Source organism: Ruegeria sp. K7 (assembly GCF_056531785.1).
Genome location: NZ_JBQFMJ010000001.1, coordinates 228,738 through 250,624, shown reverse-complemented (window position 1 = coordinate 250,624; position 21,887 = coordinate 228,738). Strand labels below are relative to the sequence as shown.

Below are 21,887 nucleotides of genomic sequence, written 5' to 3'. Positions count from 1 at the left end.
ATGGAATGCCCGGTTCCACTTGAACTTTGGGGGCTGAGTGTTATTGAGCGCTCAACCTGCCTGTAACCCAAAGGAACAACGCCCGTGGACCTGACTGCGCTGCGCAATGCCAACCCCGAACACTGGGACAAAGCTGCGGCCATCCGCACCCTGACCCTCGACGCCGTCGCCGCCGCCAATTCCGGCCATTCCGGCATGCCGATGGGCATGGCCGATGTTGCGACCGTACTGTTCGAAAAGCACCTGAAGTTTGATGCGTCAGCCCCGAACTGGCCCGACCGCGACCGGTTCATTCTGTCGGCGGGTCACGGCTCGATGCTGGTTTATTCGCTGCTGTATCTCACCGGCCATGCAGATGTGACGCTGGATGAGATCAAGAACTTCCGCCAGTTGGGCGCAAAAACGGCGGGCCACCCGGAAAACTTCCTGATCGAAGGTGTTGAGACAACCACCGGCCCACTGGGTCAGGGCATCTCGAACGCCGTCGGCTTTGCCATGGCCGAGGAAATTCAGCGCGCGCATTACGGCAAGAAGGTCGTCGACCACTACACCTATGTGATAGCGGGCGACGGTTGCCTGATGGAAGGCGTCAGCCAGGAAGCTATCACTCTGGCCGGCCGTCATGAGCTGAGCAAGCTGATCGTGTTCTGGGACAACAACAACATCACCATCGACGGCACCGTCGATATGGCCGACCGCACCGACCAGGTGCGCCGTTTCACGGCTTCGGGCTGGCAGGTGATCGAAATCGATGGCCATGATCCCAAAGCTATCGACGCCGCCATCGTACAGGCGAAGAAATCCAACAAACCGACCATGATCGCCTGTGAAAGCCATATCGCACTGGGTCATGCGGCGCAGGATACGTCCAAGGGGCACGGCGCACTGACCGATCAGGATCAGCTGAAGGCGGCAAAAGACGGCTACGGCTGGCCTCATGACGCATTCGAAATCCCCGCCAACGTGAAGTCTGCCTGGGAAGTCATCGGCGCCCGTGGCGCGACCGAGCGCGCCGCATGGCAGGAGCGTTTTGCACAACTGTCCGAACGCAAGCAGGCCGAGTTCAACCGCGCCTACGCGTTTGAAGCACCCAAAAAACTGGCCGGTGCTATCCGCTCGTTCAAGAAACAGATGTCGGAAGACCAGCCGAAACTGGCAACTCGGGCCTCGTCCGAGAAGGTTTTGAATGTCGTGAACCCGATCATGACCGAGACCGTGGGCGGCTCGGCGGACCTGACCGGTTCGAACAACACCAAATCCGCCGATATGGCCGTGTTCCTGCCGGAAAACCGCAAGGGCCGTTACATTCACTACGGCATTCGCGAACATGGTATGGCCGCTGCGATGAATGGTATGGCGCTGCACGGCGGCATCCGCCCTTATGGCGGCACATTCATGGCCTTCACCGACTATGCCCGCCCGTCCATGCGCCTAGCCGCACTGATGAAGGTGCCTTCGGTCTTCGTCATGACCCACGACTCGATCGGTCTGGGTGAAGACGGCCCGACCCACCAGCCGGTCGAGCATCTGGCGATCTCCCGCGCGACACCGAACACCTACGTGTTCCGCCCCGCGGATACGGTTGAGACAGCCGAAGCCTGGGAACTGGCACTGACGTTCAAAGAAAGCCCCTCGGTCCTGTCCCTGACCCGTCAGGGCGTGCCCACCGTACGCAAGGACCACAAGGCCAGAAACCTGACCGCACAAGGCGCATATGTTCTGGCCGACGCGGAAGCCAAGCGTCAGGCCATCCTGATCGCCACCGGTTCGGAAGTCTCTCTGGCGATGGAAGCCAAGGCGATGCTCGAGGCCGAAGGCATCGGCACCCGTGTTGTGTCAATGCCCTGCATGGAACTGTTCGCCGAACAGGACGAAGCCTATCGCAAACGCGTTCTGCCCGCAGGCGCCGTTCGTGTCGGTATCGAGGCCGCCGTCCGCGCCGGTGGCTGGGATCGCTGGCTGCTGGGCGAGCGTGGTCGCGAGGCCAAGGCCGGTTTTATCGGCATGTCGAGCTTCGGCGCTTCAGCCCCGGCTGGTGAGCTGTACAAGCATTTCGGTATTACTGCCGAGGCTACTGTTGCCAAGGTCAAGGAACTTCTGGGCCTTTAAGCGCAACCAGAACAAACAAGCGAAGGGCGGCTCTGGCCGCCCTTTTCCATTTGGTTTCAGTGAGATCCGGACTTTCCAAAGATCGGCATTATCACTTTGGTTGCAAGCGGGATAAGGATCAGACCCCAGACCAAACCGAACACGCCGTCCATAGTGGCCTTGGATATCCACTCCACCGCTCCAACCCACTGATCGGACACGGAATGACCGATGGCATAGGCCCAATCATGGATGTGGTGGCCCAGCCAGCCAAACCCAAGAACTTCCATCCCGTGGATTACAATTGAACCTCCGACCCACAGCATCGCGGCAGTTCCCACAATCGACAAGGTTTTCATCACAGCAGGCATGGCCCGCACAAGTCCCCTGCCCAGCCCCCGGCCAATAGGTGTCGGGGCGTTTTTCGCCAGATAAAGTCCCACGTCGTCCATTTTCACAATCAACGCGACCGAGCCGTAGACCGCTACCGTCACCCCGATCCCGACAACGGCCAGTGTTGCGGCCTGCATCCATAAGTTCGGGGCCTCGATCGCCGCCAGCGCGATGGTCATGATTTCAGCAGACAGGATAAAATCGGTTTTGATGGCACCCCTGACCTTCTGTTCCTCAAGATGGCCCGGATCGCGCACGCTCATATCCTGTTCAATCGCGTGGCTTCCGTGCGGGAACAGAACATGAAAGATCTTTTCGGCCCCTTCGAAACACAAGTATGACCCGCCAAGCATCAAAAGTGGTGTGATCAGCCAGGGTGCGAAATTGGCCAGCAGCAAAGCCACCGGCAGCAACAGAATGATCTTGTTGAAAATCGAGCCGCGCGCGATACGCCAGATGATCGGCAACTCCCGTGCTGGCGCAAAGCCCTGCACGTATTTCGGAGTAACAGCCGCGTCATCAATGATGACCCCTGCGGTCTTTGCCCCGGCCTTGCCGGCGGCAGCCACCACATCGTCCACCGAAGCTGCTGCTACCTTGGCAATCCCTGCCACATCGTCCAACAGGGCCAACAGACCACTCATCGCGTTTCCTTTCCTGTCACCTGCCGCAATCGAGACCCTACCCGATCTCACGGCTAGCGCAAGCGTTAGCGCAATCGCGTGAGGTTTGCGCTAACACCTTAAAAATATGCCATTTTTGCCCTTTTGAGAATTCGCTTTCACCGTTATATGGCCCCCAAAGCAAGCGCATTTGGAGACGTCATATGACCATCAAGGTCGGTATCAATGGTTTTGGCCGCATTGGCCGCTGTACCCTGTCACATATCGCGGCATCCGGCCGTAACGACATCGAGGTGATCAAGGTCAACGCCACCGGACCGCTGGAAACCTCGGCACACCTGCTGAAATATGACAGCATTCACGGACGTTTCCCGCGTGACGTTTCCATCAACGGCAACACCATGGATTTGGGCCGCGGCCCGATGCAGATGTTCTCGACCTACGATATGAGCGAACTGGACTGGGAAGGCTGTGACGTCGTTCTGGAATGCACTGGCAAGTTCAATGACGGTCTTAAAGCAAAGACCCACCTGGACCGTGGCGCGCAGAAAGTTCTGTTGTCGGCGCCGGGCAAAAACGTCGACAAGACAATCGTGTTTGGCGTGAACCACAACGGTCTGACTGCTGCGGACAAAATGGTTTCCAACGGCTCCTGCACCACCAACTGCCTTGCTCCGCTTGCCAAGGTACTGGACGAAGGCATCGGCATCGAACACGGCATCATGACCACGATCCACGCCTATACCGGTGACCAGCCGACCCTGGACCGCCGCCACAGCGATCTGTACCGCGCCCGCGCAGCCGCCATGTCGATGATCCCGACCAGCACCGGTGCCGCTAAGGCGCTGGGTGAGGTTCTGCCCAACCTGAAAGGGCGTCTGGATGGGTCAGCCATCCGCGTTCCAACACCGAACGTTTCCGCCGTGGACCTCAGCTTCCGTGCGTCGCGCGATGTCACGGTCGAAGAGGTTAACGCGATCGTGCAGGAAGCGGCGCAAGGCCCGATGCAGCGCGTTCTGGGCTACGAACCCGCGCCGCTGGTCTCGACCGACTTCAACCACACCGAGGAAAGCTCGATCTTCGCGCCGGACCAAACCCGCGTGGTCGACGGACGTATGGTCCGCGTTCTGGCATGGTACGACAATGAATGGGGCTTCTCTGTCCGCATGGCGGATGTCGCTGTTGCAATGGGTCGTCTTAACTAAACCAGCCGACTGTTATTGAACATTTTGGCCCGCTCAGGTTATCTGGGCGGGCTTTTTCCTGCGGTGCGCAAATGACCAATCAAATCGCCATCTGGCTCGGCCTGTTCATCCTCGGCGGTTTCTTCCTCGACTTTGCATTGTTCGGAACCGAACATTTGTTGTTCCTTGCCAAAAAACTCTACAGCTTTCTCGACTGGCTCGCTTTCTGGCGCTGACAGAGGTTTTACTTGACATTTCCTGTTATCTGGCTTTGTTAGCGCTAACCTTATTCAGGCCCACAATCGACGGAGCAGAAAATGACACTAAAGCTGGCAATCAACGGATTTGGGCGGATCGGACGTGGTGTGTTGCGCGCGGTCATGGAAACAGGCCGTACAGACGTCGAGATCGTGGCAATCAACGATCTGGCAAAACCGGAAATAAACGCCCATCTTTTCGAATTCGACAGCGTCCATGGGCGTTACACACGGCCTGTTCGGTTGACAGATGCCGGATTGGATGTCGGATCCGGACCGATCAGACTTTCCAGTGAACGCGACCCCGAAAACCTGAACTGGTCCGATGTGGACGTGGTTCTTGAATGTACCGGTGTTTTTCGCACGCGCGAAGCTGCATCGCGTCACTTCGAAAACGGTTCAAAGAAGGTCCTGATTTCGGCCCCTGCGCGCGGTGATGGCGCGGTCAAGACAATCGTATTTGGGGTGAACGACAAAGACCTGACGGCCGCTGACACTGTTGTATCAAACGCGTCGTGCACAACGAACTGCCTGGCCCCTGTTGCCGCGGCACTGGATGCCGGGCTGGGCATTGTGCATGGCAACATGACGACGGTGCATGCCTATACGGCCAGTCAGCCGGTCCACGATACCGCAGGCAAGGACCCTTACCTGTCACGGGCCGCCGCGTTGTCGATGATTCCCACTACGACGGGCGCAGCATCTGCTGTCGGCCTCGTGCTGCCCCAACTGGCCGGCAAACTGACGGGCCAGGCCATTCGCGTTCCCACACCGAATGTGTCGGTCGTTGACCTGGTCGCCGAGGTGTCGCGACCAACCACGGAGGCCGAAGTAAATGCGCTGTTTACGGGTGCTGCTTCCAGGATCCCGGGTGTTCTGGCTGCCGAGACCCGTCCGCTGATTTCAGTGGATTTCAACCACGATGCCCACAGCTCGACCGTGTCCCTGCCGGAAACAAAAGTCACTGACGGAACACTGGTCAGGGTTCTGGCGTGGTATGACAATGAATGGGGCTTTTCGAACCGGATGCTGGATACTGCCGCCGCGATGGGTGCCCTAGCCTAACCTCTTGCGCAAGGCGTCATTGACGAGGGGCGTAACGAATTTCGATACGTCCCCGTCCAGCCGGGCAATCTCTTTCACAAGTTTCGAGGCAATGGCCTGGTGTCGAGCCTCGGCCATCAGGAAAACGGTCTCAACCGTATCATCCAGCGCCCGGTTCATTCCGACCATCTGGAATTCATATTCAAAATCCGCCACAGCGCGCAATCCGCGCACAATGATCTGGGCGCCAACATCGCGCGCGCAGTCGATCAGCAGATTTTCGAATGGATGGGCGACGATCTCGGTCCCGGTCTGATCGCTCAGATGGGCACATTCGGCCTCGATCATGGCTACGCGTTCTTCCAGCGAGAACAACGGCCCCTTGTCGCGGTTGATTGCAACGCCGATGACCAGTTTATCCACCAGGGCCGAGGCGCGGCGGATAATGTCGATATGTCCCAGGGTGATTGGGTCAAAGGTTCCCGGATATAATCCAACCCTCATCGAGACCTCCTGCGCAATAAAATTTCTGCGCAAGCAAACACAACTCTGCCGCAGGTGCAAGAGGCCCCGTTACATGCAAGGGGCATCAATGCCCCATGATCATGCCTTCCAGCGCGTCTTTCTCCATCGCCAGTTCGGATAGCTGCGCTTTGACAACGTCGCCCAAAGTGACGATACCGACCAGCTTGCCGTCTTCTATCACCGGCATGTGTCGAAAGCGCCCTTCGGTCATGCGTGACATGATGTCCTGCACGGAATCCTGCCGCGATGCGGTCACAAGCTCGCGGGTCATGTACGTGCTGACCGGCTGGGTCAGGCATCCGCTGCCGCTTGCGGCAAGTTCGCGCACAATGTCGCGTTCCGACAAGATACCGGCCGCTGTTTCTCCGCCATCATCGGACACAACCACCGTACCGATCCGTTTATCCGCAAGGATCTGGGCCGCCTCGGACACGGTAGCCGAAGGTTGAACGGTCACTACCCCGCTGGTCGCCTTGGATTTGAGAATGGCCTGTACAAGCATTTGCAAAAAACCTCCGGACTAACGTACTGTTTTTTCAAAGCCTTGCCCGAATGTTTGCACCTGTCAAGGTGCAGCTTGAGCCTCAAGCCGCGCGACCTCTTCGCGGATGCCCTGCGTCAACGCGTCGGCAAAGCGATTCAGTCGCTCATTGCGCTGATCTCCGAGGTGCCGGACCAGATGGAAACTGCGTGTCAGACTGACCTGATCCGTCAATATTTTCCGCAGGTTCGGATGGAACGGAAGCGTGAAATCATGCGCGACGCAGATGCCGCTGCCAAGCGTGACCTGGCGCAGCTGAACTGAGACGGAATTCGATGCAAGCGCGACACGGTCAACGCCAAGATCAACGAGATAATCCAGTTCACGATCAAAGATCATATCAGGAATGTAACCAATCATCCGGTGCCCTCGCAGGTCGTCCACAGAATGAATGGCGTCATGCTGTGCCAGGTATTCCTGCGTGGCAACCAGATGCAGCCGGTAATCACTGATCTTCTGGACAAGCAATTTCCCTGCCGTCGGGGCGCTGACGGTAACTGCCATGTCAGCCTCGCGCCGGGACAGATTGATGACCCGCGGCAGGGCCAGAATCTGGATGTCCAGATCCGGGTTTGCATCACAGATCTTTGCGCAGACCTGGGGCAGCAGGTAATTGGCGCTGCCATCGGGTGCACCGATCCGTATCTGACCGCTCAGCGTTTTGGAGGATCCCGTAACTGTTCCGGCTGCTGCCCGCATCGCCTCTTCGGCCTGCAAACCATGCTCGACCAACCGTTCGCCGGCAGTGGTCAGAATGTATCCCTGCTGAGATTTTGAGAATAGCGGTGTTTCCAGCGCGGTTTCCAGCCGGGCGATTCTACGCCCAACGGTTGCAGCGTCGATCTTCAACAGGCGGCCGGCGGCAGACAGGCTTTGTTCACGGGCCACCGCCAGAAACACCCGCATATCATCCCAGTTCCGGTTCATCCAAGACCTTTGCATTTTTGCAAAACTTCTTTGAGACATTGCCTCTGTTCAAGTGATTTATGCAAGCCTATTGTGCGCGCAACTTACTTCGGAGGAATTCGCTATGACTGAACTGACCCATTTCATTAACGGCGAAAACGTGGCCGGATCGTCCGGCCGCTTTGACGACGTCTTCAACCCTGCAACGGGCGAAGTGCAGTACAAATGCCCGATGGCAAGTGCCGCTGAAACCACTGCTGCAATTGCCAACGCCGCCGCCGCACAACCGGCCTGGGGCGCGACCAACCCGCAGAAGCGCGCGCGCGTGATGATGGCCATGGTCGGCCTGATGAACCGCGATATGGACAAACTGGCCGAGGCGCTGAGCCGCGAGCACGGTAAAACCATTCCCGACGCCAAGGGTGACCTGCAGCGTGGTCTGGAAGTCATCGAATACTGCATCGGTGCGCCTCAGATGCTGAAGGGTGAATTCACTGACAGCGCGGGCCCCGGCATCGACATGTACTCCATGCGCCAGCCGCTGGGCGTTGTCGCCTCGATCATGCCGTTCAACTTCCCGGCGATGATGCCGCTATGGCATGTCGGCCCTGCCCTGGCCTGCGGCAACGCCGTGGTGCTGAAGCCGTCCGAGCGTGACCCGTCCGTGCCGCTGATGCTGGCCGAACTGTTCGTCGAGGCCGGTCTGCCGAAAGGCGTGTTCCAGGTCGTCAATGGCGACAAAGAAGCTGTGGATACGCTGCTGGACAGCGAGGTCATTCAGGGCGTGTCCTTTGTTGGATCGACCCCGATCGCGCAATACATCTATTCGCGTGCCACCGCGAACGGCAAGCGCGCGCAGTGCTTTGGCGGCGCAAAGAACCACATGATCGTCATGCCTGACGCGGATCTGGATCAGGCAGCCGACGCGCTGGTTGGCGCAGGCTTTGGCGCGGCGGGCGAACGCTGCATGGCCATTTCCGTCGCTGTTCCGGTAGGTGAGGAAACAGCCGACGCGCTGATCGAGAAACTGATCCCCCGTGTCGAAAAGCTGAAGGTCGGCCCCTACACCGCGGGCGACGATGTCGACATGGGGCCCGTTGTCACCGGTGCCGCGAAAGAGCGCATTCTGGGTCTGATCAACTCGGGCGTGGAACAAGGCGCGAAACTGGTTGTCGACAACCGCGACTTCAGTCTGCAAGGCTATGAGGACGGCTTCTTTGTCGGTCCGCACCTGTTCGATCACGTGACCCCGGACATGGACATCTACAAGCAGGAAATCTTTGGCCCGGTTCTGTCGACCGTCCGCGCCGGCTCCTATGAAGAAGCGCTGAAGCTGGCGATGGACCACGAGTACGGCAACGGCACCGCGATTTTCACCCGCGACGGTGACACCGCGCGTGACTTTGCCAGCCGCGTGAACATCGGCATGGTGGGCATTAACGTTCCGATCCCGGTTCCGCTGGCCTACCACACCTTTGGCGGCTGGAAGAAATCCATGTTCGGCGACCTGAACCAGCACGGTCCGGACAGCTTCAAGTTCTACACCCGGACCAAAACCGTAACGTCGCGCTGGCCGTCCGGCATCAAGGAAGGTGGCGAGTTCAACTTCAAAGCGATGGACTGATCTGCACATCGGACCTGAAAAACGATATGCCCGGCCTGCCACAGGCCGGGCTTTTTTCGGCGAAGCGTCGCCAACGGGGACCATTTCACGAAAAATTCAGACGCAAAGCTCTGGAAAACCGAACCGGCTGACAATATTTTAGCGCCAAATAAATACCCGAGCAGTTCCTGAACCGGAGGCCAACTTGTCAAATCCCCGCATGACCCGCCGCTCTGCATTGCTGGGCGCAGCGACCTTTCTGGCGACGCCTGCCCTGGTACGCGCGCAAAGTCTTGACGCATTTCCGCAGGAAGAAGAAGCCATCAGCACGCAGTTGCCGGTGCGGCGCAATGTGTCCTCGTTCTCGCAGCAGAACTGGCAGGATCACTTCAATGAACTGGGCGTCGGGTGCCTGCTGGCCGATATTACCAGCCGTGCCGTTCACTACTGGGCACCGGATGGGACCTATAAACTCTATCCCAGCTCAGTCCCGATGAGCGAGGAACTGACCAAACGCGGGTATACCGAAGTTGTGCGCAAGCGGGAAAATCCCAGCTGGACCCCGACTGCATCTATGCGCGAGCGTGACCCGAACCTGCCGGTGCGAATGGAAGGTGGCGACCCGGGCAATCCGCTGGGAACCCGCGCAATGTATCTGGGCTGGCCTGCCTATCTGGTGCACGGAACGCATGATACGCGCAAAATCGGTCGTCAAAGCTCGTCCGGGTGCATTGGTTTGTACAATCAGCATGTCGAACAGTTGTACCCGCTGGTGCAGATCGGCACACAAGTCAGACTGATCTGACGAAAAAACCCCGGCCTCAAGGCCGGGGTTTTTCATTTTCGTAGGGAAACTTATTCAGGCAGGATCACCGCGTCGACAACGTGGATCACGCCGTTGCTGGCTTCGATATCAGCCTGAACCACCTTGGCACCGTTAACCTTGACGCCGTTCTTGGCGTTCACGCTAAGGCGGTCGCCCTGAACGGTAAGCACCTTCGCGCGCTTACCTGCGATGTCTCCTGACATCACTTTGGCCGGAACCACGTGATAGGTCAGGATGGATACCAACTGGTCTTTGTTTTCAGGCAGCAGAAGCGATTCAACGGTACCCTCGGGCAATGCCGCAAACGCCTCGTCAGTCGGGGCAAAAACAGTGAAAGGTCCGTCGCCTTTCAAAGTGTCAACCAGCCCTGCAGCCTGAACTGCGGCGACAAGAGTGGTGAATGATCCGGCCGAGACGGCGGTATCAACAATATCGGACCCGGCACGAGCCTGCATTGGCAAAGTCAGTGCAATCGCGGCGGCGGCGCCCAGGAATGTGCGGCGAAACATGGCTGTCATCTCCTCTCCAGCTTGTTATGGAAAGGGTTACGGCAGCCCCGGCGTGGCGGATCACTTTGAGGTCAAGATTTTCTGAGCTGAACCCAAATACTCTGTGCCCGACCATCCTTCAGGAATGGCAAGGCCTCGACCGCGTCCGGGCGTTCCCGCTGAAGGTAATATCCCGGCCAAAGCATTGAATACAAATCAGATTGCAGCAATGCGTGCAGCATGTACTGTTCGCCCCATCCGGGGCAATCATAGAAGAAACGAGTGGGGTATTCGTAGGGCAAAAAAACATCGTGCACGTGGATGACGACACCTGGTTTCAGGGCCGGAATGATGCGACAGAACAGATGCGCGACGTCGTTGCTCATGCGGACCACATGGCTGGAATCGATGAAAAGAACGTCGCCTTCTTGCAGGTTTTCAAACAGCGCCGGATCGACAGCTTCCAGTCGTTTTTGTTCAAAATCATCCACGACATGCGCAATATCCGCCCTCGGATACGGATCGATTGCCGTAATGCGGGTGTTCAGCCCGCCATCAATGATCGCTTGTCGCGTGACGCGGGTTGAATTGCCACACCCGACCTCGATCACATGTTTCGGCTTGAATCTGCGGATCATCAGATAAAGCGCGTCCGCATCCGGGCTGTCATAGTATCCGTTCCCGATGCGATAGCCGGTCTTGTTTCGCGACGGGTCCTTCAATGCCGCAAGCGCATCGGCATGTTCGTGATATTCCTCGACCAGCGGGCCGACATCGAACCCATCCATTCCCGGAGAAAGGGCATATGCAGGGCGTTCCAATCCGCCTGCCCGTTCAAAGCTTTCCAGTCGGGCGCGCTCATCCCGTTCAGTGACTTTGTCGATCAGCTTGACGCCGAAGCGATCCAGAATTGCATTGGTCCGCGGGAATTTCCTGGGTTTCACGCCGCCGTCTCCGATCCGTGGTTGAACACTCCCCGCTCCTTACCTTTGCCGACCAAGGCTTCGCAAGCACCTGCGCGGCAAACACTTGGCAAAAGGGCAAATTCCGTATTCACTGGCGTGAACATTAAGACCGGAGGGCCGCCATGCAGCAGGAATTCACGCTGGGTATTGAAGAGGAATACCTGCTTGTGGACCGCGACAGCCTGCAATTGTCCGAAGCACCTGCCGCTTTGATGGATGCCTGCCAGGCCGATTTTGAAGGTCAGGTCAGCCCTGAATTCCTGCAATGCCAGATCGAGGTGGGAACCCGCCCTCATGCCACGATTGGCGCGGCCCGTGAGGACCTCAAGCGGTTGCGGTCTTGCGTTGCCACGCGCGCCGCTGAATACAATCTGGCTCCGATTGCCGCATCCTGCCACCCCTTTGCAAAGTGGAAAGACCAGCATCATACACGCAAGGATCGCTATGACGCCTTGCAACATGCCCTTGGCGGTGTTGCACGACGCATGCTGATCTGCGGCATGCATGTTCACGTCGGCGTCGAAGACAAGGCGCTGCGTGCCGATCTGATGCCACAACTGTCCTACTTTTTGCCGCACCTGCTGGCTCTTTCCACATCCTCTCCGTTCTGGAGCGGTGAAGACACCGGGTTGTCCTCCTATCGGCTGACCGTGTTCGACAACCTGCCCCGAACCGGATTGCCTCCGGTACCGGCCAGTTGGGCTGAATACGAGCGTACGACAGGAATCCTTGTGGAACTCGGCGTCATCGAAGACACCTCAAAGATCTGGTGGGACCTGCGCCCCTCGCATCGGTTTCCGACGTTGGAAACCCGTATCATGGATGTGCAGCCCCGGCTGGAACACGCCCTTTCGCTGGCTGCGATGATCCAGGCGCTGACCCGGATGCTGTGTCGTTTGAAAGACCGTAACCTGCGCTGGCGTCACTATGACCGGTTCCTCATCGGCGAAAACCGCTGGCGCGCGCAACGGTACGGCGTTGGCGAGGGGCTGATCGATTTTGGCGACCGTTCAATCAAGCCAATGCCTGAACTGATTGGTGAACTGATGGGAATGCTGGCGGAAGATACCGAGGCGTTGGGCACGATGACCGAATTGGCCCGCCTGCGGCAAATTGCGGAAAACGGAACGTCCGCCACACGCCAGCGCCGTGTACACGCCGAGGCCGTGGCAAAAGGGGACGATCCCGGTCAGGCGGTCGTGAAGCACCTGATCGAGGAATTCCACGAAGATCTCTGATATCGCGCACCCGGGGCCGATCAATATCATAACCTTACTTCCCATGATTGCTGATCGTGCAAAATTTCTGTAACGATTGGGAAATAAACAATCGTTCAATTCAGCATCGACGGGAAGGATTGGCATGGATTTCGCGCTGACCGAGGAACAGACAGCTATCTTCGACATGGCCTATGCATTTGGGCAGGAAAACATCGCTCCGTTTGCGCGGCAATGGGAGGCGGATGGAACCATTCCCAAAGACCTTTGGCCCCGGATCGGCGAACTGGGCTTCGGTGGCTTGTATGTCTCTGAGGACGCAGGAGGATCGGGTCTGAGCAGGCTGGATGCAACGCTGGTTTTTGAAGCTTTGTCCATGGCCTGCCCGTCGGTTGCAGCCTTTCTGTCGATCCACAACATGTGCGCAAAGATGCTGGACAGTTTCGCCAGTGACGAGCTGAAATCACGTATCATGCCACAGGTTCTCAGTCTTGATACGGTCCTCAGCTACTGCCTGACCGAACCCGGCTCGGGCTCGGACGCTGCAGCGCTCAAAACCCGCGCCGAACGTACAAACGAAGGTTACACGCTGAACGGCACCAAGGCGTTTATCTCGGGCGGTGGCTACTCTGATGCTTATGTCTGCATGGTGCGCACGGGTCAGGATGGTCCCAAGGGGATTTCGACCGTTTATGTCGAAGACGGAACGCCCGGTCTCAGCTTCGGGGCGCTGGAGCAGAAAATGGGTTGGAAAAGCCAGCCGACGGCGCAGGTGCAGTTCGATGACTGCAAGATACCATCAGGGAACCTGGTCGGCACCGAAGGGGATGGATTCAAGTACGCCATGATGGGACTGGACGGCGGGCGCTTGAATATCGCCTCCTGCTCTCTGGGTGCGGCGCAGACCGGCTTGGACATGACCTTGCAATACATGTCCGAGCGTAAAGCATTCGGTCAATCCATCGACCAGTTTCAGGCCCTGCAGTTCCGACTGGCTGATATGGAGATCGAACTGCAGGCCGCACGCGTCTTCTTGCGGCAGGCCGCGTGGAAGCTGGATCAGGGCACACCCGATGCCAGCAAATTCTGCGCGATGGCCAAAAAGTTCGTTACCGAAACGGGATCAAAAGTCGTCGATCAATGTCTGCAGTTGCATGGCGGGTACGGCTATCTGGCCGATTACGGGATCGAAAAGCTTGTGCGTGATCTGCGCGTGCATCAGATATTGGAAGGCACCAACGAGATCATGCGCGTGATCGTCGCCCGCCAGATGCTTGCCCAACGCTGAGGATCAAATGCCAGATATCGACATCCGTGTGACAGGCCGCGCCGGGCGCATCACTTTGACACGGCCCAAGGCGCTCAACGCGCTTAGTTATGACATGTGCATGGCCATAGACAGTGCCCTGCGGAACTGGCGCGAAGATGACTCGGTTGACCTGATCATTACCGATGCCGAAGGCGACAAGGCCTTTTGCGCCGGAGGTGACATTGCCGAGCTTTATGAAACGGGTATGAAAGGCGATTTCGCCTATGGTCAAACTTTTTGGCGCGATGAATACCGCTTGAATGCCCTGATCTTCGAATACCCCAAACCGGTGGTCAGCTTTCTGCAGGGTTTCACAATGGGCGGCGGTGTTGGCATCGGGTGCCACGGAAGTCACCGGATCGTGGGCGAGACCGCGCAGATCGCATTGCCTGAATGCTCCATCGGACTGGTTCCGGACGTCGGCAGCACGCTGATGCTGGCCCTGGCACCCGGCCGGTTAGGTGAATATCTGGGAACAACCGGACGACGCATGGGGCCAGGTGATGCGATTTATGCCGGATTTGCCGATCACTATATCCCGCAGTCCCAATGGTCCGATCTCATGGAACTGCTCGAAGCCTCTGGTGATGCCGAGATACTGGCCAAACACGCGCAGACTCCGCCGGAGAGTACATTGGAGCAGGACCAACCTGTGATCGATGACATATTCTCGGGCGAGGCGCTGGGCGACATCCTGACCAATCTGCGTAACGCTGATCCGGATTTCTCCACCAAAACTCTGGCCACACTCGGACGGCATTCACCTTTGTCGATGGCCTGTTACGTAGAAATGCTGCATCGATTGCGTGGGCCATCGCTGACAATACGCAAAGCGTTGGAACTGGAATTCCGGTTTACGTTCCGCGCCATGGAACACGGGGATTTTCTGGAAGGCATTCGCGCGCAGATCATAGACAAGGACCGCAATCCTAGGTGGAGCTTTGCGGATCAATCCGTACCCGCAGTCGTTGTTTCGAAAATGCTGCAACCACTGGGCGCGGACGCACTGACATTCGAGGAGGAATAAGGATGAAAATCGGGTTTATCGGCCTCGGCAACATGGGCGCACCGATGGCCGCCAATCTGGCGAAGGCCGGGCATGTTGTGGTTGGCTTTGACATGGCAGACGTCACAGTCGAAGGGGTCACCATGGCATCTTCCGGGGCCGAGGCCGTCGCCGGAGCAGACGTGGCAATTACGATGCTTCCAAACGGTCAGATCTTGCGATCTGTCGCGGACGAGATTGTTCCGGCCATGCAGAAAGGCGCCACCTGGATTGATTGCTCAACCGTCGACGTCGACAGCGCGCGCGCTGTGGCGGATCAGGCCCTGGCAGCCGGGCTAAGAGCCGTTGACGCTCCGGTTTCAGGCGGTATTGGGGGCGCCGCAGCTGGTACGCTGACTTTCATGGCAGGTGGTTTGAAAGAAGCGTTTTCAACGGCCGAACCGCTGTTCGACGTCATGGGCCAGAAGGCCGTTCATTGCGGCGACTCCGGCGCAGGTCAGGCGGCAAAGATCTGCAACAACATGATCCTCGGCGTCACCATGATCGCGACCTGTGAGGCTTTTGCACTGGCCGACAAGTTGGGGTTGGATCGTCAAAAGATGTTTGATGTCGTCAGTACATCGTCCGGATATAGCTGGACAATGAACGCCTATTGCCCTGCCCCCGGCGTTGGTCCCACCAGTCCCGCCGACAACGGCTACAAACCAGGTTTTGCTGCAGAGCTGATGCTGAAGGATTTACGCCTTAGCCAGCAGGCCGCGGAAGGATCGGATGCGGACACACCCATGGGCCAGGCTGCAACGGCCTTGTATGAACAATTTGTCGAAGCTGAAGATGGGTTGGGGAAAGACTTTTCCGCCATGCTGCCCCGGTTTGAAAAGAGAGGCCGGAGCTGAGGCGCGTAAAGCAGTTTTTTGCTGACCCGAAAATAGTTGTTTGTCGTCACTTCTTTGTCCCGGTCTGTACGTGCTAAAACCAGTGCAGAATAATTGCAGGGGCCGCCGATGAAGACTCTGAGAATTTTTGGATCCATCGCTTTGCTGGTGATCAGTACGGCTGCGGTCGAAGCTGGCAACGGAAAGGGAAAGGCCGGGCACTGCCCGCCCGGTCTGGCCAAAAAGGCAGTCCCCTGCGTGCCACCAGGACAGGTCAAAAACCTATATCGGACGGGCGACCGTATCGAACGGGACTATGTCTGGATCGACGATCCCTATCGATACGGCCTGAAACGAGGCGGCAATTACGTTCGCGCCGGCGACTATGTCTACAGAATCGATCCTGAAACGCGGAAAGTTCTCAACCTGATCGGCGCCGTGGCGGATATCCTGTACTAGGAAACTGACGGGCCGCTATTCTGCAGCGACCCGGTCCAAATTCAACATCGGCCTGAGGTAGTGCCCGGTATGGCTGCCCTCACACTCCGCAACTTGCTCGGGTGTGCCCTCGGCAACAATCTGTCCGCCGCCATCGCCACCTTCCGGGCCAATATCGATGATCCAATCGGCGGTTTTGATCACATCCAGGTTGTGTTCGATCACAATGACCGTATTTCCCTGATCTACCAGTTCGTGCAGTACTTCCAGAAGCTTACGGACATCTTCAAAGTGCAGGCCGGTGGTCGGTTCATCCAGAATATACAGCGTCCGCCCGGTCGAACGTTTGGACAGTTCCTTTGAAAGCTTGACCCGCTGCGCCTCACCACCCGAAAGCGTGGTGGCCTGCTGTCCGACCTTGATATAACCCAGACCAACCCGCGCCAGTGCGTCCATCTTGTCGCGAATGGAAGGCACAGCTTTGAAGAAGTCCTGCGCGTCTTCCACCGTCATATCAAGAACATCCGCGATGGACTTGCCCTTGAATTTGATCTCCAGTGTCTCGCGGTTGTACCGCGCACCCTTGCAGGTTTCACAGGTCACGTAGACATCCGGAAGGAAGTGCATCTCGATCTTGATGACCCCGTCACCCTGACAGGCCTCGCACCGACCTCCCTTGACGTTGAAGCTGAACCGTCCCGGTTTGTACCCTCGTGCCTTGGCCTCGGGCAGACCGGCAAACCAGTCGCGGATCGGGGTGAACGCCCCCGTGTAAGTTGCTGGATTTGAACGCGGAGTCCGCCCGATCGGCCGCTGGTCGATGTCGATGACCTTATCCAGATGCTCCAGTCCCTTGATCGTCTCGCACGGCGCAGGTGTCTGGCGCGCGCCATTCAGGCGCATCGACGCCGTTTTGAACAGCGTCTCAATGGTCAAAGTGGATTTCCCGCCGCCGGAAACCCCGGTCACACAGACAAACTTGGCCAAAGGAAACCCAGCCGTCACATTCTTCAGGTTGTTCCCGGTCGCATTGACCACCGACACCTTCTTCTTGTTGCCCTTGCGCCGTTCAGCGGGCACCGCGATCTCGCGCGTTCCGGCCAAGTATTGCCCCGTGATCGAGGCCGCATCCGCCGTTATTTCCGCAGGTGTTCCCTGGCTTACGACCTGCCCGCCATGCACACCGGCGCCGGGACCAATATCAAAAACGTAATCAGCCTCACGGATGGCTTCTTCGTCATGCTCAACAACGATCACGGTATTCCCTTGATCGCGCAGGTTCTTGAGCGTTCCAAGCAGACGGTCATTGTCGCGCTGGTGCAACCCGATTGACGGCTCGTCCAGCACATACAGAACCCCTGTCAGACCCGAACCGATCTGGCTGGCCAACCGGATCCGCTGGCTTTCGCCACCAGACAGGGTTCCACTTGAACGTGACAGCGTAAGGTATTCCAAACCAACATTATTCAGGAATCCAAGTCGTTCGCGGATTTCCTTCAGAATTGCGCGCGCTATCTCGTTTTTCTGCGTGTTCAGATGGTTCGGAGCATCCTCGATCCAGGCCAGAGCCTCCTTGATCGACATCTGAACCACCTGCCCAACATGCAGGCCCGCGATTTTGACGGCCAGGGCTTCGGGACGCAGACGGTAGCCATCACATGTCCCGCAGGGGCGGTTATTCTGATAGCGCTCGAATTCTTCACGGATCCAGGCGCTGTCGGTCTCGCGGTAACGGCGTTCCATATTGGGAATTACGCCCTCGAAACTGCGAGTCACTTGATAAACCCGTCCACCTTCGTCGTAACGGAACTGTATTTCTTCATCACCAGACCCCCGAAGAAACACCTGCTGAACCTTCTCCGGCAGGTCTTTCCATGGGGTGTTCTTGTCGAACTCAAAGTGGCGGGCGATGGCTTCGATGGTTTGAAGGAAGTACGGCGATTTACCCTTTCGCCACGGCGCCAGTGCACCATCATACAGTTTCAGTGTCTGGTCCGGCACTACGAGACGCTCATCGAAGAACAGTTCCACTCCCAGACCGTCACAATCCGGGCATGCCCCAAAAGGTGCGTTGAACGAGAACAGGCGCGGCTCGATCTCGGGGATCGTGAAGCCACTGACCGGACAGGCAAAATTCTCGCTGAAAGTGATACGTTCGGGGTCTCCTTCGCGCGGCGCGGTTTCCAGAATCGCGATTCCATCGGCCAGATCCAGCGCAGTCCGCAGGCTGTCGGCCAGACGTGTTTCCATCCCTTCGCGTACAACCAGACGGTCGACTACGACGTCGATGTCATGGCGAAACTTCTTGTCCAGAGTGGGCGGCTCATCAAGTTCATAGAACTCCCCGTCCACCTTGACGCGCTGGAAGCCCTGCTTACGCAGTTCGAGGAATTCTTTTTTGTACTCCCCTTTCCGGTCCCGCACGATGGGTGCCAGAAGGTATCCGCGCGTCCCTTCCTCCATCGCCATGATGCGGTCGACCATGTCCTGCACCTGCTGCGCTTCAATGGGCAGACCCGTGGCAGGGCTGTAGGGCGTTCCTGCACGCGCGAATAACAGTCGCAAATAATCATAGATCTCGGTGACCGTACCAACGGTGGAGCGTGGGTTCTTCGACGTCGTTTTCTGCTCGATGGAAATCGCCGGGGACAGGCCGCTGATATGGTCAACGTCGGGCTTTTCCATCATGTCCAGAAACTGGCGCGCATAAGCGGACAGGCTTTCGACATAGCGCCTTTGACCTTCGGCATAGATGGTATCAAAGGCCAGCGACGACTTGCCCGAACCAGACAGACCTGTAATCACCACAAGCTGATCCCGTGGAATGTCAACATCAATACTTTTGAGGTTATGCTCGCGCGCTCCGCGCACCTCGATATTCTTCAGCTCAGCCATTTCGGCCCCCAACAGACAAGTGTCCTAGAAATAGGCGAGCCAGGCTGAGTCTCCAACACAAAAGTTAGAACAAAGTGTGAACAGTCGGATTATTGCCGACAACTCCTGACATTAGCCCCATGTCGATCGCCCCAATGGGCAACTGTTTTCGGTCATTCAACGAAATCAGGGAAATGGCGCGGTTGACGGGGCTCGAACCCGCGACCCCCGGCGTGACAGGCCGGTACTCTAACCAACTGAGCTACAACCGCGCATTTAGGGTCTATGTCTGATCCATTGACCCGGATCAAAGGCTGGCAGCGATGGCGCGGTTGACGGGGCTCGAACCCGCGACCCCCGGCGTGACAGGCCGGTACTCTAACCAACTGAGCTACAACCGCCCGCTGCCCGTTCGCTCTGAACGTTGGGGTGTATTATGGCCACGCCCCGGCATCGTCAAGCGGCGTTTTCAAGTTTTTTGCCTTATCCTGATTTTTTCCCGAACCCACCCTTTGAACAGGCGCCGGGTTCTGCGTGAAATGCGCTGAGGGCAAGCAAAGTTTCTGCGCCACCTGCATCTGATCTTGCGAACCGGACTGACACAATGTAAGAGGCGGCCTCACGGGTGATTAGCTCAGTGGTAGAGCGCTTCGTTCACATCGAAGATGTCAGGAGTTCAAATCTCTTATCACCCACCATTGCCTTCTCGTTCGAAATCAAAGAGTTGATCTTTGTTCGGTTGATCGGCGCAGTTCGCTGTAAACCGGTTCTGCTGCAAATCCGCTGCACTGATTGCCCGCCAACCAGCGGAGAAGGCACCAGTGGCAAGCATCTTGAGGCGTCCAAGCGGAAAGTGGCAAGCGCAAGTACGTGCAAACGGCACCAGCATTTCAAAGACATTCACGACGAAGAAGGACGCGACGACATGGGCGCGCGACGTCGAGACACAAGCGGAACGGAGCAACCTGCGCGTTGATCCCGCGCGTTTGAAGTCCGAAACGCTTGGCGACATTCTCAGTCGCTACGATCGGGAAATTGTGTCGCGCAAGCAGTCAGGTCGAAACGAGACATGCATGATCGCAAGCATGCTGCGAGATGATGCCAAGCTTTGTGCTACGCGGTTGGATCGGCTGAGTACGACGCGCTTCGCAGAATGGAGGGACGTTCGGCTACGTAGAATGAAGCCATCGAGCGTATGTAGATACCTGGGCGTTGTTCAGCATGCCCTCGACATCGCCATGCGAGACTGGGGCGTACCTCTACCCTGCAACCCTGTCCGGGATGTCAGGCGCCCGGTTGTTCGGAACCGGCGAGAGCGTCGGATCACTCAGCACGAGCAAACTGCGTTGGTTGAGAGTGCTGGCCGATACCAGAACCCTTTGATGATGCCGTTGATCGTCCTTGCCCTTGAAACGGCCATGCGGCGCGGTGAATTGCTTGCAGTGAGGTGGAGCGATGTTGATGTCAGGCTGTCCGTCATCAGGTTGCGCACTTCCAAAAATGGACATGCCCGTACCATCCCATTGTCAGCCAAAGCACTACGAACTCTTGACGAACTTCGCTCCGACAAGTGCGATCCCGATGCGCGCGTGTTTCCAATGAAGGGGAATGCGGTGCAGCTTGCATGGGGAAGAATTGTGCGTCGTGCTGGCATCACTGATCTCCGCTTTCATGATTGCCGCCATGAAGCGATCAGCAGCTACTTCGAGCGTGGTTTTTCGCTGCCAGAGGTGGCGTTGATCAGTGGTCATCGAGACACCCGCATGCTGCTCCGGTACACGCACCTCGATGCTGTGAACATCGCAGCAAAACTTGCTGACCGGTAGTGTTGACGCCGAAATGAGCAATGACCCGCAACTCTCAGATTTGCTTGCGAAAATCGCCAATCGATTTGACTGATTTGGCTCGATCGGCTACGATCTGGATCGAAGCCGCACGAAAATGACACAAGCAACTCGATGTCATGGCGCACCCCTCACGTATCTTGGAGAACGCCATGGCAGAAGTGCCAAAATCGACCGACTACTCTTGCCTTCTGACCCCTGACCAGACCGCCCATCGCCTTGGGATCAGCCGAAGCACGCTCAAGCGAATGCGATTGCGTGGTGATGGTCCGAAGCCCGTGAAGATCACCGCGAGGACCATTCGCTACGAAGCGGCTGAGGTGGACGTTTGGCTGGACGACAGGACCTCCGAGAGCGCCGCCAATCGGGCTTTGCAACATGGCTGACGGCGCTTGGGACCAGTCAGCGCAGGCAAGGGCGTTGGAGATCGTCGTAGCCGAGTGCGCCTACGTAGATGAATTTGGTTGCATGTTCGTCGACCGATCGCACACGAGCGGCAGACCAACGTTCAAGCATCGAGGCCGAAAGACGACGATTGCGCAAGCGCTGGCCGTTCCCACGAAGGGACAACACACGCGCCACATTTGCGGAAACGAGGCGTGCGTCAACCCTGATCATCTGGTGGTCGGGTCGCCAAGTGAGAACGCGCATGATGCATACAGCCACGGCGTATTGGAACGCGGAGCGCGGCATCCGCGCGCGGTCGATCTCAATTCGGATCAGGAAACAGCCATTCGTGCGGATACGCGATCACAGAGGGAGATCGCCAAAGCTTGGGGCATCGCTCAATCCACCGTTGGGCAGATCAAGAGAAGGGAAGGCCGATGGGCACTCGGGTGAATACCGGAACCGAAACCAAGGGTGACTACTCCGAGAGAAGC

At 57.6% G+C, this 21,887-nt stretch carries 23 protein-coding genes and 3 tRNA genes; 15 read left to right on the top strand and 11 right to left on the bottom strand.

Annotated features, from left to right (window positions below):
- Positions 1 to 84: 84 nt before the first annotated feature.
- Complete coding sequence (gene tkt, locus ACR0FE_RS01205) at positions 85 to 2,109, top strand: transketolase (protein ID WP_480910392.1); 2,025 nt, start codon at positions 85 to 87, stop codon at positions 2,107 to 2,109.
- A gap of 56 nt (positions 2,110 to 2,165) precedes the next feature.
- Here the strand turns inward: tkt and ACR0FE_RS01200 are convergent, their stop codons facing one another.
- Positions 2,166 to 3,125: a DUF808 domain-containing protein gene (locus tag ACR0FE_RS01200; protein ID WP_170616857.1), complete on the bottom strand. Its 960-nt coding sequence runs from the start codon at positions 3,123 to 3,125 to the stop codon at positions 2,166 to 2,168.
- Positions 3,126 to 3,307: 182 nt separating this feature from the next.
- On the opposite strand from ACR0FE_RS01200, the gene gap (ACR0FE_RS01195) reads away from it, so the two are divergent.
- The 3 genes from gap (ACR0FE_RS01195) (at position 3,308) to gap (ACR0FE_RS01185) (ending at position 5,610) form a co-directional block, all read left to right on the top strand.
- A complete protein-coding gene (gene gap, locus ACR0FE_RS01195) occupies positions 3,308 to 4,309 on the top strand; it encodes a type I glyceraldehyde-3-phosphate dehydrogenase (protein WP_170816535.1) in 1,002 nt (333 codons plus the stop codon).
- A 71-nt stretch (positions 4,310 to 4,380) separates the two neighbouring features.
- A complete protein-coding gene (locus ACR0FE_RS01190; protein WP_170616853.1) occupies positions 4,381 to 4,524 on the top strand; it encodes a hypothetical protein in 144 nt (47 codons plus the stop codon).
- A gap of 81 nt (positions 4,525 to 4,605) precedes the next feature.
- A complete protein-coding gene (gap, locus tag ACR0FE_RS01185) occupies positions 4,606 to 5,610 on the top strand; it encodes a type I glyceraldehyde-3-phosphate dehydrogenase (protein ID WP_480910388.1) in 1,005 nt (334 codons plus the stop codon).
- Here gap (ACR0FE_RS01185) and coaD read toward each other — a convergent pair.
- The 3 genes from coaD to ACR0FE_RS01170 form a co-directional block, all read right to left on the bottom strand.
- The gene (coaD, locus tag ACR0FE_RS01180; protein WP_170616849.1) at positions 5,602 to 6,093 is read right to left on the bottom strand and encodes a pantetheine-phosphate adenylyltransferase; all 492 of its coding nucleotides are present in this window, start codon (positions 6,091 to 6,093) and stop codon (positions 5,602 to 5,604) included. The two genes, gap (ACR0FE_RS01185) and coaD, sit on opposite strands and share 9 nt — an antisense overlap.
- Before the next feature lie 85 nt (positions 6,094 to 6,178).
- Complete coding sequence (locus tag ACR0FE_RS01175) at positions 6,179 to 6,616, bottom strand: CBS domain-containing protein (RefSeq protein ID WP_170619007.1); 438 nt, start codon at positions 6,614 to 6,616, stop codon at positions 6,179 to 6,181.
- Positions 6,617 to 6,679: 63 nt separating this feature from the next.
- A complete protein-coding gene (locus ACR0FE_RS01170) occupies positions 6,680 to 7,582 on the bottom strand; it encodes a LysR family transcriptional regulator (protein ID WP_170616845.1) in 903 nt (300 codons plus the stop codon).
- Positions 7,583 to 7,685: 103 nt separating this feature from the next.
- Between ACR0FE_RS01170 and ACR0FE_RS01165 the strand changes: the two genes are divergently transcribed.
- Together ACR0FE_RS01165 and ACR0FE_RS01160 are read left to right on the top strand one after the other, a co-directional pair.
- Complete coding sequence (locus ACR0FE_RS01165; RefSeq protein WP_480910383.1) at positions 7,686 to 9,185, top strand: CoA-acylating methylmalonate-semialdehyde dehydrogenase; 1,500 nt, start codon at positions 7,686 to 7,688, stop codon at positions 9,183 to 9,185.
- 199 nt (positions 9,186 to 9,384) lie between these two features.
- On the top strand, positions 9,385 to 9,969 hold the full coding sequence (locus tag ACR0FE_RS01160) for a L,D-transpeptidase (RefSeq protein ID WP_170676933.1): 585 nt from the start codon (positions 9,385 to 9,387) through the stop codon (positions 9,967 to 9,969).
- 50 nt (positions 9,970 to 10,019) lie between these two features.
- Here the strand turns inward: ACR0FE_RS01160 and ACR0FE_RS01155 are convergent, their stop codons facing one another.
- Both ACR0FE_RS01155 and ACR0FE_RS01150 read right to left on the bottom strand, forming a co-directional pair.
- Complete coding sequence (locus tag ACR0FE_RS01155; RefSeq protein WP_170616841.1) at positions 10,020 to 10,499, bottom strand: fasciclin domain-containing protein; 480 nt, start codon at positions 10,497 to 10,499, stop codon at positions 10,020 to 10,022.
- A gap of 71 nt (positions 10,500 to 10,570) precedes the next feature.
- Positions 10,571 to 11,422 carry a class I SAM-dependent methyltransferase gene (locus ACR0FE_RS01150; RefSeq protein ID WP_480910380.1) on the bottom strand — a complete coding sequence of 284 codons (852 nt, stop codon included), beginning with the start codon at positions 11,420 to 11,422 and terminating at the stop codon, positions 10,571 to 10,573.
- Between the two features lie 143 nt (positions 11,423 to 11,565).
- On the opposite strand from ACR0FE_RS01150, the gene ACR0FE_RS01145 reads away from it, so the two are divergent.
- The 5 genes from ACR0FE_RS01145 (at position 11,566) to ACR0FE_RS01125 (ending at position 16,309) form a co-directional block, all read left to right on the top strand.
- Complete coding sequence (locus ACR0FE_RS01145; RefSeq protein WP_170616837.1) at positions 11,566 to 12,681, top strand: carboxylate-amine ligase; 1,116 nt, start codon at positions 11,566 to 11,568, stop codon at positions 12,679 to 12,681.
- A gap of 124 nt (positions 12,682 to 12,805) precedes the next feature.
- Positions 12,806 to 13,948, top strand: a complete 1,143-nt coding sequence (locus ACR0FE_RS01140; protein WP_170616835.1) for an acyl-CoA dehydrogenase family protein — start codon at positions 12,806 to 12,808, stop codon at positions 13,946 to 13,948.
- 7 nt (positions 13,949 to 13,955) lie between these two features.
- Entirely contained in the window at positions 13,956 to 14,996 is a 1,041-nt protein-coding gene (locus tag ACR0FE_RS01135) for an enoyl-CoA hydratase/isomerase family protein (RefSeq protein WP_480910376.1), read from the top strand.
- Positions 14,997 to 14,998: 2 nt separating this feature from the next.
- Complete coding sequence (gene mmsB, locus ACR0FE_RS01130) at positions 14,999 to 15,871, top strand: 3-hydroxyisobutyrate dehydrogenase (protein WP_480489781.1); 873 nt, start codon at positions 14,999 to 15,001, stop codon at positions 15,869 to 15,871.
- 108 nt (positions 15,872 to 15,979) lie between these two features.
- Positions 15,980 to 16,309 carry a hypothetical protein gene (locus ACR0FE_RS01125; RefSeq protein ID WP_480489779.1) on the top strand — a complete coding sequence of 110 codons (330 nt, stop codon included), beginning with the start codon at positions 15,980 to 15,982 and terminating at the stop codon, positions 16,307 to 16,309.
- A gap of 15 nt (positions 16,310 to 16,324) precedes the next feature.
- Here the strand turns inward: ACR0FE_RS01125 and uvrA are convergent, their stop codons facing one another.
- The 3 genes from uvrA to ACR0FE_RS01110 form a co-directional block, all read right to left on the bottom strand.
- Complete coding sequence (uvrA, locus tag ACR0FE_RS01120; RefSeq protein ID WP_480910373.1) at positions 16,325 to 19,183, bottom strand: excinuclease ABC subunit UvrA; 2,859 nt, start codon at positions 19,181 to 19,183, stop codon at positions 16,325 to 16,327.
- Between the two features lie 174 nt (positions 19,184 to 19,357).
- Positions 19,358 to 19,434: transfer RNA gene (locus ACR0FE_RS01115), tRNA-Asp, on the bottom strand.
- Between the two features lie 52 nt (positions 19,435 to 19,486).
- Positions 19,487 to 19,563, bottom strand: a tRNA-Asp gene (locus ACR0FE_RS01110).
- Between the two features lie 222 nt (positions 19,564 to 19,785).
- On the opposite strand from ACR0FE_RS01110, the gene ACR0FE_RS01105 reads away from it, so the two are divergent.
- Positions 19,786 to 19,860: transfer RNA gene (locus ACR0FE_RS01105), tRNA-Val, on the top strand.
- On the opposite strand, the gene ACR0FE_RS01100 is transcribed toward ACR0FE_RS01105, so the two are convergent.
- On the bottom strand, positions 19,851 to 20,066 hold the full coding sequence (locus ACR0FE_RS01100; RefSeq protein ID WP_480911397.1) for a hypothetical protein: 216 nt from the start codon (positions 20,064 to 20,066) through the stop codon (positions 19,851 to 19,853). The genes ACR0FE_RS01105 and ACR0FE_RS01100 overlap by 10 nt on opposite strands.
- 169 nt (positions 20,067 to 20,235) lie before the next feature.
- Between ACR0FE_RS01100 and ACR0FE_RS01095 the strand changes: the two genes are divergently transcribed.
- On the top strand, positions 20,236 to 20,988 hold the full coding sequence (locus tag ACR0FE_RS01095; RefSeq protein ID WP_480911374.1) for a site-specific integrase: 753 nt from the start codon (positions 20,236 to 20,238) through the stop codon (positions 20,986 to 20,988).
- 170 nt (positions 20,989 to 21,158) lie between these two features.
- Complete coding sequence (locus ACR0FE_RS01090; protein ID WP_480910370.1) at positions 21,159 to 21,392, top strand: helix-turn-helix transcriptional regulator; 234 nt, start codon at positions 21,159 to 21,161, stop codon at positions 21,390 to 21,392.
- Between the two features lie 16 nt (positions 21,393 to 21,408).
- On the opposite strand, the gene ACR0FE_RS01085 is transcribed toward ACR0FE_RS01090, so the two are convergent.
- Positions 21,409 to 21,699, bottom strand: a complete 291-nt coding sequence (locus ACR0FE_RS01085) for a hypothetical protein (RefSeq protein ID WP_480911396.1) — start codon at positions 21,697 to 21,699, stop codon at positions 21,409 to 21,411.
- Between ACR0FE_RS01085 and ACR0FE_RS01080 the strand changes: the two genes are divergently transcribed.
- Complete coding sequence (locus ACR0FE_RS01080; protein WP_480911372.1) at positions 21,589 to 21,846, top strand: hypothetical protein; 258 nt, start codon at positions 21,589 to 21,591, stop codon at positions 21,844 to 21,846. The genes ACR0FE_RS01085 and ACR0FE_RS01080 overlap by 111 nt on opposite strands.
- Positions 21,847 to 21,887: the final 41 nt, after the last annotated feature.